Annotated in this window: 10 protein-coding genes; 7 read left to right on the top strand and 3 right to left on the bottom strand. The window is 66.6% G+C overall.

Annotated features, from left to right (window positions below):
• The first annotated feature begins 44 nt into the window (after positions 1 to 44).
• The 6 genes from AYJ57_RS01840 to hflX all read left to right on the top strand — a co-directional run bounded on the left by AYJ57_RS01840 (position 45) and on the right by hflX (position 8444).
• The gene (locus tag AYJ57_RS01840) at positions 45 to 2330 is read left to right on the top strand and encodes a sensor histidine kinase NtrY-like (RefSeq protein ID WP_083191118.1); all 2286 of its coding nucleotides are present in this window, start codon (positions 45 to 47) and stop codon (positions 2328 to 2330) included.
• Complete coding sequence (gene ntrX / locus AYJ57_RS01835; protein WP_066100384.1) at positions 2327 to 3745, top strand: nitrogen assimilation response regulator NtrX; 1419 nt, start codon at positions 2327 to 2329, stop codon at positions 3743 to 3745. Before AYJ57_RS01840 ends, ntrX begins: the two co-directional genes overlap by 4 nt.
• A 143-nt stretch (positions 3746 to 3888) precedes the next feature.
• Positions 3889 to 5265, top strand: a complete 1377-nt coding sequence (trkA, locus tag AYJ57_RS01830; RefSeq protein WP_066100382.1) for a Trk system potassium transporter TrkA — start codon at positions 3889 to 3891, stop codon at positions 5263 to 5265.
• A gap of 3 nt (positions 5266 to 5268) precedes the next feature.
• On the top strand, positions 5269 to 6783 hold the full coding sequence (locus AYJ57_RS01825; protein WP_066100379.1) for a TrkH family potassium uptake protein: 1515 nt from the start codon (positions 5269 to 5271) through the stop codon (positions 6781 to 6783).
• A gap of 150 nt (positions 6784 to 6933) precedes the next feature.
• Complete coding sequence (gene hfq, locus AYJ57_RS01820; RefSeq protein ID WP_066100377.1) at positions 6934 to 7173, top strand: RNA chaperone Hfq; 240 nt, start codon at positions 6934 to 6936, stop codon at positions 7171 to 7173.
• Positions 7174 to 7190: 17 nt separating this feature from the next.
• A complete protein-coding gene (gene hflX / locus AYJ57_RS01815; RefSeq protein WP_083191260.1) occupies positions 7191 to 8444 on the top strand; it encodes a GTPase HflX in 1254 nt (417 codons plus the stop codon).
• A 51-nt stretch (positions 8445 to 8495) separates the two neighbouring features.
• On the opposite strand, the gene AYJ57_RS01810 is transcribed toward hflX, so the two are convergent.
• A complete protein-coding gene (locus AYJ57_RS01810; protein ID WP_066100371.1) occupies positions 8496 to 9434 on the bottom strand; it encodes a phosphotransferase family protein in 939 nt (312 codons plus the stop codon).
• On the bottom strand, positions 9431 to 11896 hold the full coding sequence (locus AYJ57_RS01805) for a penicillin acylase family protein (RefSeq protein WP_066100368.1): 2466 nt from the start codon (positions 11894 to 11896) through the stop codon (positions 9431 to 9433). Before AYJ57_RS01805 ends, AYJ57_RS01810 begins: the two co-directional genes overlap by 4 nt.
• 115 nt (positions 11897 to 12011) lie before the next feature.
• On the opposite strand from AYJ57_RS01805, the gene AYJ57_RS01800 reads away from it, so the two are divergent.
• Positions 12012 to 12884, top strand: a complete 873-nt coding sequence (locus tag AYJ57_RS01800; protein ID WP_066100365.1) for an NAD(P)-dependent oxidoreductase — start codon at positions 12012 to 12014, stop codon at positions 12882 to 12884.
• On the opposite strand, the gene AYJ57_RS01795 is transcribed toward AYJ57_RS01800, so the two are convergent.
• Positions 12885 to 13706 (bottom strand): HpcH/HpaI aldolase family protein, encoded by an 822-nt coding sequence (locus AYJ57_RS01795; protein ID WP_237220180.1) that lies wholly within the window; start codon positions 13704 to 13706, stop codon positions 12885 to 12887.
• Positions 13707 to 13848 lie beyond the last annotated feature (142 nt).

Raw genomic sequence — 13848 nt, 5'->3', positions numbered from 1 at the left:
TTGGCGGAGCTGCCACGAGCAGCGTATCAGTGTGAGGTGAATCTGTGGCCACCCGGGCACGGAGTTCGACGTGGGCGCGGCTGAGCAGGCTGCGCCGACAAAGGCGCGTTCAGAACGTGGCGACCCTTGGGCTTGTGCTGCTGGGTCCAGTTCTGGCGGTTATGACCTTTTTCGTCCTCGGGCCGCTAGGCGGCGGCGACCGCGCGACACAGCTCAGCCTGCGGCTCGTGCTGCTGGCCGATATGGTCTATGTGCTGCTCATCGCGACGCTGGTCTTGGCGCGGCTGGTGCGGATGATCGCCGACCGGCGTGCGCAATCGGCGGGCTCGCGGCTGCACCTGCGGTTGACCGGGGTGTTTGCCCTGATGGCGCTGCTGCCCACGGTGACCGTCGCGGTCTTTGCCGTTCTCACCATCAACATCGGCCTCGAGACATGGTTCTCCAGCCGCGTGCAGAACGTGGTGGGGGCCTCGCTTGCTGCAGCCGAAGCCTATGAGAAGGAACAGCGCGAGGGTCTGACCGAGGACGTTCAGGCGCTGGCGCGCTTCATCGACGGCGCGCGGCGGGCCAACTTCGCGCTGGATGACGGCGATGTGCGGCAGGTGCTGGGGCAGGGACAGGGCCAGATCCAGCGCGGCTTGCGCGAGGCCTATGTGATCGACGGCGGCGGCGAGATCCGCGCCCGCGGCGATCGCTCGTATCTGTTCTACTACGAGGAGCCGACCCGCGATCAGTTCCTCCGCGCCCGCGCCGAAGGGCTGGTGCTGATCCCCGATTGGGACAATCACGAACTGCGGGCGCTGGTGCCGCTTTCGGCCTTTGCCGACCGTTTTCTCTATGTCAGCCGCGCGGTGGACGGGAACCTTCTGAACCTGCTCGACGAGACGCAGGAGACCGCGCGCTTCTACCAGCAGCAGGAAAGCGAACGCGGGCGGCGGCTGTTTGACTTCGCGCTGCTGTACCTCGGCTTTGCGCTGCTGCTGATCCTTGCGGCGATCTGGCTGGGCCTGTGGTTCGCCGAACGTCTGGCGCGCCCGGTGGGGCGGCTCACCGGCGCGGCGCAGCGGGTCGGGGCGGGCGATCTCGATGTGCAGGTGATCGAGGGCGAGGGCGATGACGAAATTGCCATGCTCGGGCGCTACTTCAACCAGATGACCCGCCAACTGAAGGGCCAGCGCGAGACGCTGCTTGAAAACACGCGCCAGATCGAGCGCCGCCAGCGGCTGTTCGATTCCGTGCTGTCGTCGATCACCTCGGGCGTTGTCGGCCTCGATGCCGAGGGCAAGGTAACCTTCGTCAACCGCCCCGCCGAGCGGCTGCTCGGCTGGGAGACCCCACGCGCCGATGTGCCGCTCACCGTGGCGGTGCCCGAGTTCGGCCCGCTCTATGACCGGCTTCGCGACAACGGGCTGGAGACGGCGCAGGAAGAGGTGAAGGTCAGCCGCGACGGCAGGCTAGAGCATCTTCTGGTGCGGCTCGCCCCTCGGCGGCGCGAGGATGGCACGCTCGAAGGCTATGTGATCGCGTTCGACGACGTCACCGATCTTGTCAGCGCGCAGCGTATGGCGGCTTGGGGCGACGTGGCGCGGCGCATCGCGCATGAGATCAAGAACCCGCTGACGCCCATTCGTCTGTCGGCAGAGCGCATCAAGCGCAAATTCTCGCGCGAACTGGCCGAGGAAGACGCGCAGAAGCTCGACCAGATGACCGAGGTCATCGTGCGCCAGACCGAGGACCTGCGCCGCATCGTCGATGAGTTCAGCAAGTTCGCCCGCATGCCCGAGCCCGAGCGCAAGCCCGAGGACGTGGTGTCGCTGCTGCGCGGCGCGGTGCTGCTGCAGGAAACCGGCCAGCCGGGCATCCGTTTCGTCAGCGATCTGCCAGCGCATGACATGCCCGCTGAGCTTGATGCCACGATGGTCGGGCAGGCGCTGACCAACCTCATCAAGAACGCGGGCGAGGCGATCGAGAGCCTGCAGGAAAAGGGCGCGCCCGAGGGTCACCATCCCGAGATCCGCGTGAGCCTTGCCGAAGAGGACGGGCGCGCGCTCATCCACATCATGGACAATGGCATCGGCCTGCCCGAGGACCGGGCGCGGCTGTTCGAACCCTATGTGACGACCCGCGACAAGGGCACCGGCCTTGGCCTGCCCATCGTCAAGAAGATCATCGAGGAGCACGGCGGCACGCTGTCTCTCGAGGATGCGCCGCTGTTTGGCGGCGCCACCCATGCCGGGGGCATGGCGGTGATCCGCCTGCCGCTCGGCACAACCGGCACACAGCCGGAGAATTCGGATAAGAATATTTCGGAACTGGAGAGGCAGATATGAGCGACATCCTGATCGTCGACGACGAGCGCGACATCCGCGAGCTGATCGGGGACATTCTCGAGGATGAGGGCTACACCACGCGGTTGGCAGGCAACTCCACCGAGGCGATGAACGAGGTGAACTCCGAACCTCCGGCGCTGATGATCCTCGATATCTGGCTGAAAGACAGCAAGATGGACGGGATCGACATCCTCAAGACGGTCAAGCGCGATAATCCCGATATTCCGATCATCATCATCTCGGGACATGGCAACATCGAGATCGCCGTGGCGGCGATCAAGCAGGGCGCTTATGACTTCATCGAGAAGCCCTTCAATATCGACCAGCTTTTGGTGGTGATCCGCCGCGCGATGGAAACCTCGCGCCTGCGCCGCGAAAACAATCAGCTGCGTCGTCGCGAGACCGAAGTGGCGCAGATGATCGGCGACAGCGCCATGTTCCGCGGCCTCGTCAGCCAGCTCGACAAGGTGACCAAATCCAATGGCCGGGTGATGCTGACCGGCCCGGCGGGCTCGGGCAAGGAAGTGGCGGCGCGGTTCATCCATGCCAATTCCGGTCGCGCCTCGGCCCCCTTCGTCACCGTCAACTGCGCCGGTGTCGCCCCCGAGAACATGGAGCAGATGCTGTTTGGCCGCGAGAGCGCCGAGCGCGGCATCGAGGCCGGTCTTCTGGAGCAGGCGCACGGCGGGGTGATCTATTTTGACGAGGTCGCCGACATGCCGCTCGGCACGCAGTCGAAAATCCTGCGCGTGCTGGTCGACCAAAGCTTCACGCGGGTGGGCGGCACCGACAAGGTGCGCGTCGATCTGCGGGTGATCTCCTCGACCAACCGCGATCTCGACGCCGAGATCGCCGCGGGCACCTTCCGGCAGGAGCTGTACCACCGCCTCAACGTGGTGCCGATCGCCGTGCCCTCGCTCGAGGACCGGCGCGAGGACATCCCGATGCTGGCGCGGCATTTCATCGAAGGCTTCAACCGCGGGCAGGGCCTGCCGCTGCGCGAGCTTTCCGACGACGCGGTGGCGCTGCTGCAGACCATGGTCTGGCCGGGCAACGTGCGGCAGCTGAAGAACCTGATCGAGCGGGTGCTGATCCTCGGCGATGGCACCGGCCCGATCGAGGCGCGCGAACTGCCGCAGGACGGACCGGCGGGCGAGGCGGAAGAAGGGCGCGTGGTGCTGTCGGGCACGCTGGCGACTCTGCCGCTGCGCGAGGCGCGCGAGGCGTTCGAACGGGAATATCTGCTCACCCAGATCAACCGCTTTGGCGGCAATATCTCCCGCACCGCGGCCTTCGTCGGCATGGAGCGCTCGGCGCTGCACCGCAAGCTGAAGTCGCTGGGTGTGGTCACCGGGGCCAAATCCGGTGGCCGTATCGCTTATGTCGAAGACGAGCAGGTGTCGCAGGTTTCCTGAGCATCCCGCCTGCGGGCAAGACAGGATGGCAACGCGCGCCGGGTGTCCGGCGCGCGTAACCCCGCCTGCGGATTGACCGTTAGCGCCCGGCATGTCATGCCGGACGCAATCCCGGCCTCGGGCCAGCAGATTAGGCAGACGACATGAAGGTCATCATTTGCGGCGCCGGCCAGGTCGGCTGGCAAATCGCCCGCCACCTCTCGGGCGAGCGCAACGACGTAACCGTGGTGGACAACAACCCCGACCTCGTCCGCCGCGCGACGGATTCGCTCGACGTGCAGGGGATCGCGGGCTTCGCCTCCTATCCCGATGTGCTCGACAAGGCCGGTGCGCGCGACGCCGACATGATCATCGCGGCCACCTATTCGGATGAGGTCAATATGGTCACCTGTCAGGTGGCCCATTCGATCTTTGCCATTCCGCGCAAGATCGCCCGCCTGCGCTCGCAGAGCTATCTGACGGCGATCTACTCCGATCTCTATCGCCGCGATCACCTGCCCATCGACGTGGTGATCTCGCCCGAGAAAGAGGTGGCGGAGGCCGCGCTGCAGCGTCTTTCGGCCCCTGCGGCTTTTGACACCGAACGCTTTCTCGAGGGTGGGGCGCAACTCCTTGGTCTGACAATCGACGAGCATTGCCCGATCATCAATACGCCGCTGCGGCAGCTGTCGGACCTCTTTTCGACGCTGCGCTCGGTGGTGGTGGGCATCCGGCGCGAGGGCACTTTGTTCGCGCCCGAGCCGCGCGATCAGATTTTCGCGGGCGATGCCTGTTACGTGCTGGTCCATGCCGACGACATCCAGCGCACGCTGGAGATCTTCGGCAAGGCGCAGCGCAAGCAGGAGCGTATCGTGGTGCTTGGCGGTGGCAACGTCGGCCTTGCGGTGGCGCGGGCGCTGGAAAGCCGCCCCGACCGCATCCGCGCCAAGGTGATCGAGAAGGACCGCCGCTCGGCAGAGCGCGCGGCTGACGCGCTGGAGCGGACCATCGTGCTGCATGGCGACGCGCTCGACACGGCGCTGCTGCGCGAGGCGGGGATTGGCCGCGCCGACGCGGTGCTTTGCGTGACCGACGACGAAAAGACCAACATGCTGGCCGCCGTGCGCGCCAAGGCCGAGGGCTGCCCGATGGCCATCGCGCTGATCAACGATCCCACGCTGGTGCCGCTGATGGAGCCGATGGGCGTTGACGCGCACATCAACCCGCGCGCCACCACCGTGAGTTCGATCCTGCGCCACATTCGCCATGGCCGCGTGCGCTCGGTCTATTCCATCGGCGATGCCGAGGCCGAGGTGATCGAGGCCGAGGTGCTGTCGACCTCGTCGATCGCCGGCCGCGCGATCCGCGAGATCGACTTCCCCGAGGGCGTTCTGGTGGGCGCGGTGATGAAGGATGGCGAGGTGGTGAAGATCACCGGCAATCTGCGCGTGGAAGAGGGCGACCGCATCGTCATGTTCGCGCTGGCCAAGGACGTGCCGGAGGTCGAACGGCTTCTGCAGGTCTCGATCGATTTCTTCTGAGCCATGATCTCGCTCGCCCGCACGCCTCTTTTGCTGCTTCTGGCGGGGATCGCCAGCGCCTCGATGATCATTCCCGCGGCGGTGGCTCTGGCGGCAGAGGAATTCCACGACGCGCGCAGCTTCTTCTATGCCGGGATCGTCGGCATGGTGCTGACGACGCTGATCACCATCGCGCAGGCCACACGCACGCATTACCGCAGCGCCTCGCGGCAGCTTCTGGCGCTGCTGGGGGCCTTCCTGCTGCTGCCCGCGATGCTGGCGGTTCCGTTCCATGAGGCGGTGCGCACCACCACCTTTCTCAACGCCTATGTCGAGATGGTCTCGAGCTTCACCACCACCGGAGCCACGCTGTTTGCGCCCGAGCGGCTGTCGATCGCCGAGCATCTGTGGCGGGCGCAGGTGGGCTGGCTTGGCGGGCTGCTGATCTGGGTCAGCTCGGCGGCGCTGCTGGCCCCGCTGACGCTTGGGGGATTCGAGGTGACCGCCTCGGGCGAGCCGGGGCAGAGCGTCGATGCTGGGGCCGCGCGCCGCGATGCGTCGGATCCGGCGCTGCGGCTGGCGGCCTCGGCGCGGGTCTTGGTGCCGATCTATAGCGGGCTGACGCTGGCGCTGTGGATCATGCTGATGATGGCCGGGGACCAGCCGCTGGTGGCGCTGAGCCACGCCATGTCGACGCTGTCGACCTCCGGCATCTCGCCGGTGGGCGGGCCAGAGCAGGCGCGCAGTGGCATGGCGGGCGAGATGATCATCTTTTTGTTCCTCTTCTTCGCCCTGTCGCGGCTGACCTTCTCGGGCGACACAAAGGGGCTCGCGGGCTCGCGGCTGCAGAATGATCCCGAGTTCCGTCTTGGCCTGCTGATCGTGGTGATGTTGCCGGTGGCACTGTTCTTCCGGCATTGGATCGCCGCGTTCGACATCGGCACCGAGACCGACCTCACCGCCGGGGTCCGGGCGCTCTGGGGCGGGCTTTTCACCGCGCTGTCGTTCCTGTCGACCACCGGCTTTCAAAGCGCCGATTGGGCCGCCGTGCGCGGCTGGTCCGGGCTGCAGACACCGGGCGTCATCCTGATGGGGCTGGCGATCATGGGCGGCGGCGTGGCGACCACGGCGGGCGGGGTGAAGCTGCTGCGAATCTACGCGCTCTACCTTGCGGGCGTGCGCGAGATGGAACGGCTGGTGCACCCGCACTCACTTGGCCGCTCGGGCGTCATGGCGCGGCGCATCCGGCGGCAGGGGGCCTTTGTGGCATGGGTGTTCTTCATGCTCTTTGCCATGACCATCGCCGCCTTCTCGCTGCTCTTCGCGCTCTCGGGGCTGGATTTCGAGAACGCCATGGTCACCACCGTGGCCGCATTGACCAATTGCGGCCCGCTCATTCGCGCCGCCGCCGAGCAGCCGGTGCCGCTGAGCGAGATGGGCGAGGCGGCCAAAGGGCTCTTCGTGGCCGCCATGGTGCTGGGGCGCCTTGAAGTGCTGGGCATCATCGTGCTGCTCACGCCGGATATCTGGCGCGATTGACACGCTCTTGGCAGGCGAATGTGCGCCGCTCGCGGCGGATGCCAAAAAGGGGATATTTTTGCTCTGGAAGTTCCGGCACTTGCAATACATACTCCCCCAGAACGAGGGAGCGCCCCAGAACGGCGAAGGCAAGAAAAAAAGGCTAATTTAATGGCTTCGGACAGACAAAATCTACAGGACGCATTTCTTAATCATGTTCGGAAGACCAAGGTTCCGGTCACGGTTTTCCTGATCAACGGTGTGAAATTGCAGGGTGTCATCACTTGGTTTGACAATTTCTGCGTCCTTCTGCGCCGGGATGGCCAATCGCAGCTCGTTTACAAGCACGCGATCTCGACCATCATGCCGTCGCAGCCGATCAACCTTTATGACGGCGACGATAACGCTTGAACGAACATGACCCGCATGTGACCCGCGCCTGGGTCCTGCACCCCGACATCAAGTCCGACCGTGATCGCCGCGATGCGGAGATGGCGCTCGACGAAGGTGTGGCCCTGGCCGCCGCTCTCCCCGACCTCGAGGTTGTGGGGAGCGAAGTCGTGCCCTTGCGCGATCCGCACCCCGGCACGCTTTTCGGTTCCGGCAAGATTGCCGAACTGAAGGAGCGTATCAGCGAGGCCGAGGTCGAGCTGGTGCTCGTCGACGGCCCGGTGACGCCGGTGCAGCAGCGCAACCTCGAAAAAGAGTGGAAGGTAAAGCTGCTCGACCGGACCGGGCTGATCCTCGAGATCTTCTCGGACCGCGCCGCCACCCGCGAGGGCGTGCTGCAGGTCGAGATGGCGGCACTGAGCTACCAGCGCACCCGCCTCGTGCGGGCCTGGACCCACCTCGAACGTCAGCGGGGCGGGCTCGGCTTCGTCGGCGGCCCCGGCGAGACGCAGATCGAGGCCGACCGCCGCGCCATCGACGAGCAATTGGTGCGCCTGCGCCGACAGCTCGACAAGGTGGTGAAGACCCGCGCCCTGCACCGCAAGGCGCGCGCCAAGGTGCCCTATCCGATCGTGGCGCTGGTGGGCTATACCAACGCCGGCAAGTCGACAATCTTCAACCGCCTCACCGGCGCCGATGTGATGGCCAAGGACATGCTCTTTGCCACGCTCGACCCGACCATGCGTGCGGTGAAGCTGCCGACCGGCATCGACGTGATCCTGTCGGATACGGTGGGTTTCATCTCGGACCTGCCGACCGAATTGGTCGCCGCGTTCCGCGCCACGCTCGAAGAGGTGCTGGCGGCGGACATCGTGCTGCATGTGCGCGACATCTCGCATCCGGGCACCATGGAGCAGGCCGAGGATGTCTATGGCATCCTGCGCTCGCTTGGTGTGGCCGAGGACGTGGCGCAGATCGAGGTCTGGAACAAGATCGACCGGCTGGAGCCCGAAGAGCATGACGCCGCGCTGGCGCGGGCCGCGCGCGACGAGGGCATCTTTGCCGTCTCGGCGCTGACCGGCGAGGGGCTGCACGAGCTTCTCGAGGCGGTGACTGAAAAGCTGCAGGGCGCCGCGGTCGAAGAGGATGTGCGGCTTGGCTTCGATGAGGGCAAGCGGCGGGCGTGGCTCTTTGGCAAGGGTCTGGTGCTGGGCGAGGAGCAGGACGAGGAGGGCTACCTTCTGCACCTGCGCTGGTCGGCCAAGGATCGTGCTCAGTTCGAGACGGTGTAAGGCAACTTTCTTCGAAGAAAGTTGCAACGTCCTTGCAAGGACGTTGTCTCCCTAGAAAAGCGCGCTTTCGGCGGCGAGGATCATCTTCGCCGCCTCGAGCCGTGCGCGCTGGTGCTGCGATGGCTCGGAAGGGGTGCGGCACCAGACGCCAAGCGCATAGGCGCGCTGCAGGAACAGCCGCGCGATGGGATCGGTGGTGTCGTCACCATAGCCACGCGCCAGTGCCGCGCCGAACCGCCGGGGATCGGGGGCCGGGCTGCGTGCCAGCGCGTCGACCAGCAGCCCCACCAGATCGCGGTAGGGTGCATCGGGCTTGGCGTTCTCCACATCCAGCCCCCAAAGCGCGCCTGTCGCGCTCACCAGATTGGACAGATGCAGATCGCGGTGGGTGACGGCGCGGGTCGCCATGCGCCCGCGCGCCTGCGGGAACAGATCCTGCAGGGCCGCCAGCGCAAAGGCGAAATTCTCGCATTCGGCAAAGCCGTCGTCAGAGGCGCGGGCCGCCTCAAGCTGCGCTTCGAGCCAAGCAAGCTGGCCGCGCGGGCGCAGCTTGCGCGGCTCCAGCGTGGGCCGGTGCAGCGCGGCCAGCCAGCAGCCTGCGGCGATGAGCGGCACGTCGCGCTTGGCGGGCGGGATGCGCGGCCAGAGCTCGGCGAGGTTGGGGCCGGGGGCGTAGCTCATGCCCAGAACCAGCCGCGCCTCGTCAAAGAACAGCACCTCCGGTGCGCGCCACGGTCCGGCCTGCAGCTGCGCCGCGACCGCGCGTTGCCGCTCGGCCTGCGCGCGGGCCTTGTCGGCCTCTGCGGGGGCGTAGACCTTCACCACCAGATGCGCGTCCGGATGGGCGGCGCAAAACACCTGCGCGCGCATCGGGCGGTCGATGTTCTTCAGGCAGCCCAGCCCAAAGGCGCGCTCCGGATGCTGCTCGGCCAGCGCGTCGCGGGCGAGCGCCTGCGCCTCGGCGCGGCTGAGGCGGCTGCCAGCCGTCATGGTTTGACCAGATGCGTGATCCCGACCGAAGCCGCGCGGGCCAGATCCTCGTCGAGCGACATCGGGATATATTCGCCGCGCCGCCAGAGCGTGCCCATATCGTCGTAGTGGCGCGACAGCAGGTGCCCCGACTCGCCGGTGGCGATGATGAAGACCGAACTGTCGGGATCGGCGAAATCATAGACGCCGCGATAGGTGGCGCCATGCACGTTGGCGAAAGGATCCGGGCCGTCGCCCGCGGTGACGCCGCGCTGCAGGGTGAAGTCGCCGCCCGAGGTGGTCTGGCGGATGTTCACGAAGTAATTCAGCAGCGGCACATCGCCCAGCACGCTGTGCTTATGCGTGGCTTGGTGCGCATCGCCCCAGCGCAGGCTTTCGAGCTGCGTGCCATAGCGCTCACCGATCCACACCAGCGCGTCGTCGAGCGCCATGCGCGCGATGTCGGTGCAGGTCTCGACCGGGGCCGAGCGCAGCACGTCGCACCATTTTCCCGCGCCGTCGATGTCGCGGAACACGCGCTCGATGAACAGCGGGTCGACGTGGGTGTACTCATCCGCCAGCGGGCCGATCTCGTCGCGGATCAGCCGGTCCTGCAGGGCGCGCAGCCATGCGGCGTAGATCAGCGGCTCGGGCAGATGCTCGTTCATCTCGCCGTTCCAATTGGCCAGCAGGTCGAGCGCGCGCTCGCGCTGGCGCAGCGGGGTGCCCTCGGGCGCGGCCTCGCCGGTGAACCACAGATCGCGCCCGATCAGCGGCAGCAGGGTGCGCGCGGCGGGCGAAACGGTGTCGAGCTGCGCCTCGATAAAGCTGTCGCGGGTGTGCACCTCGCGGCCCTGCATCAGCGCCTGCCAGCGCATCACCCGCTGGCTGTCGCCCCAGTCGAAGGTGACATGCTCGGGGAAGGGCCGGTCGATGATCTTATTGTTGGTATTGCCGAGGATGCCGCCCTTGGGGTCCTTGAAGACGGGGTTTTCGGAGGGCGGGAACATCCCCTGCCAGCGGTTCGCCTCGATCCAGCCGGGGCTGGGCATGCGGCCCTCGGTCTGATGGGTCGCATCTCGCTTGGGCATGGCACCGATCAGCTTCATGGCGATATGCTCGTCATCGATCAGCGTCAGCATCTGCGAGGGGGCGACGAAATCTTCGCTGGCGGTCAGCGCCTCATCCACATCCTGCGCGCGCATCAGGCCCATCGCGGCGCTCATCGAGCTGTCGTCGTCGCTGAGCGCGGTCCAGCTGAGCGAGACCACATCGCCGCGCGGGGTGATCTGGTCGAGATCGAAGGCGGTGCGCGGCAGCACCGGGCCGTTGTCGGTCCAGCGCAGGGTAAGGGTGACCGGCGCCTCGTCCTTGATATTGACGATCGAGCGGCGGGTGCTGAATGTCTTGAAGCCTCTGGGCGTGCGGTAGCGCTCGGGGTTCTCGGGGTCGAGCTCTTCGATATGCAGGTCCTGATCGTCGAGATAGGACGAGGTGAGCCCCCAAGCCACATGCTCGGACCGGCCCAGCATGATCGCCGGAACGCCGGGAATGGTGGCACCGATGACGTCGCCGGATGACAGTTGCATCCGCGCGAGATACCACGTCGAGGGCGCGGTGAAGCCAAGATGCGGATCATTGGCCAGCAGCGTGCCGCCACCGGCAGAGCGATCCGGCGCGGCGGCCCATGCGTTGGAGGCCCCGGCAAGGCCGGGCTCGGCCACCGGCATCATCGCCGGGCGCGGGCGCGACGCGCTGGCATATTGCGGCAGGCCCTTGCCGGGAAAGAGCGCGGCATAGGCGGGCAGCTCGGCGATGCCGGGGCCGGGGATGTCGGGCAGAATATCGCGGATCATCTCGGGATCGGGCAGGGCCAGCGAGGTGCGGGCGCGCAGGATCTCATCTCGGAACTGGCCCGAGAGTTGCAGCGCCATCAGCTTGATCACCGCCAGCGAATCCGCCGGTTGCCACGGCGCGATCGGGGCATTGAACAGGAAGAACTCCGGCGCGCCGCGACCGAGGCTTTCCGAGTTGATCTCTTGCACGCGCGCATTGACCCCGGCGGCATAGGCTTCGAGCGCGTCGCGCGTCTCGGGGTCCTGCGCCTCGACCGAGCGCATGGCGTGGGTGTAGAGGTCGAGCCGGCGCATCAGCGTGTCGGTCTCGACCGTGCGGCGGCCGAAAAGCTCGGACAGGCGGCCCTGCGCGGTGCGGCGCAGCATCATCATCTGCCACAGCCGGTCCTGCGCGTGGGCATAGCCGAGGCCGAAGTAGACGTCGCGATCCACGGGGGCAAAGATATGCGGCACGCCCGCGTTGTCGCGCACGATCTCGACATCCCCGGTGGTGCCGGAGACGGCAAGCGTCTTGTCGTACTCGGGCAGCGAGCGCGAGGCGAGGTAATAGACCAGCGCCACGGCAATCACCGCCAACAGGATCGCCGTGCTGACGAGCCTGAGGAGCCATCGGAAGATAAGTGCCATGATCTGTCCCGCGTCTTTCGGCTTTCGACGGGCTTACCCAAGACCCGCCCCCTTGCCAAGGGCTGGGTGAGGCGCGACAACTCCCGCAACGACAATCGTAACAGGAGGTTGATCCATGGCGAAATGCGCATTCCTGGGTCTGGGTGTGATGGGCTATCCGATGGCCGGGCATATGACCAAGGCCGGGCACGAGGTGACGGTCTACAATCGCACCGCAGCAAAGGCCGAAAAATGGGTGGCGGAGTTCGGGGGCGCCAGCGCCGCGACGCCGCGCGAGGCGGCAGAAGGCGCCGATTTCATCATGGCCTGCGTCGGCAATGACGATGATCTGCGCGCCGTCTGCACCGGCGAGGAGGGCGCCTTTGCAGGCATGAAACCGGGGGCGATCTTTGTCGATCACACCACCGTGTCCTCGATGGTGACCACCGAGCTGTCGGCGATCGCCGCGGAAAAGGGCCTTGGTTTTATCGACGCGCCGGTCTCTGGCGGGCAGGCGGGGGCCGAGAATGGCCAGCTGGTGGTGATGTGCGGCGGCGAGCAGGCGAATTACGACGCCGCAGCGCCGGTGATCGACGCCTATGCCAAGCTCTGCAAGCGCCTTGGCGAGAGCGGCGCGGGGCAGCTGTGCAAGATGGTCAACCAGATCTGCATCGCCGGGCTGGTGCAGGGCCTGTCGGAAGGTCTGGCCTTTGCCGAAAAGGCGGGCATTGACGGGCGCGAGGTGGTCGAGGTGATCGGCGGCGGCGCAGCCGGATCGTGGCAGATGGTGAACCGCTTCGAGACCATGCTGGACGACAAGTTCGACCATGGCTTCGCGGTGGACTGGATGCGCAAGGACCTTGGCATCTGCCTTGCCACCGGCGACGAGATCGGCGCCTCGCTGCCGGTGACGGCGCTTGTGGACCAGTTCTACAAGGACGTTCAGGCGATGGGCGGCGGCCGTTGGGACACCTCCGCCCTGATCAAGCGCCTGAAGGCCTTCGACTGATCAGTAAGACGGCAGCGGGGCGGCCTCACCGGTCTCCTCGCCCAGCTCTTTGGCGGCCTGCGCCTTCGCGGCGCGGGCGGCCCCGGCCAGCAAGCCAACGTCATTGGGGCCAACGATGAAGCCATAGCCCGCGTCGCGCAGTTCCGAATAGCTGCGCCCCGGACCGGCGACGCCGGTGATCGTGCCCAGCATCAGTCCACTCGCGGTCGCGCTGCGCTCGACCTCTTCGATCTTGGCACGCACGTCAGGGTGATCCATGTCCTCGAGGTGGTTCATCGAGGCGGCGAAATCATTGGGGCCGACGAAGGCCATGTCGATGCCCTCGATCCCGGCGATCTCTTCAACCTCGGCCACCGTCTCCACATGTTCGACCTGCGCCATGATCAGCAGTTCTTCGTGCGCGGTGGCGGCATAGCCGGGCAGGTTGCCCCAATTGGTGGCGCGCACGATGGGCGCGGCATAGCCGCGGCGGCCGCGCGGCGCGTAGAGGCAGAAAGAAGCGATCTCGCGCGCCATCTTGGCGGTATGCACCATCGGCACCATGATCGAGCGCGCGCCGCGGTCGAGCGCCCGTTTCAGCGTCGCCTCCGAAGAGTCAGGCACGCGGATCACCGCCTCGCCGCCAGCCCCTTCCACCGCGCGCAGCAGGTTCAGCCCCGCCTCAAGCCCGGCGCTGCCGTGTTCGCAGTCGATCACCAGCACGTCCCAGCCGCTGTAGACCAGCAGTTCGGCCACCTCTGGCGAGCCCAGCTCGAACCACGCGGCGGTCACCGTCTCGCCGGCCTTGAGCCGCGCCTTGAGCCTGTTTCTTCCTGTCATCATGTCCTCCTCGTCTTGGCGCGAGCCTGCGTGCCCGGGCCACCCGGACGAGTTGAATACCCTGCGCGACGCAAGGTCAATATAAATGGTATACCAAATTGAGGTGGGCGCGCGGCGAAGGGAGCGATGAGACTCGAGCGGAGGG

It is taken from the genome of Salipiger sp. CCB-MM3, assembly GCF_001687105.1.
Taxonomy (GTDB): domain Bacteria; phylum Pseudomonadota; class Alphaproteobacteria; order Rhodobacterales; family Rhodobacteraceae; genus Salipiger.
Note: the sequence above shows the minus strand (reverse complement) of the source record. Positions and strands in the feature narration are given on the sequence as shown.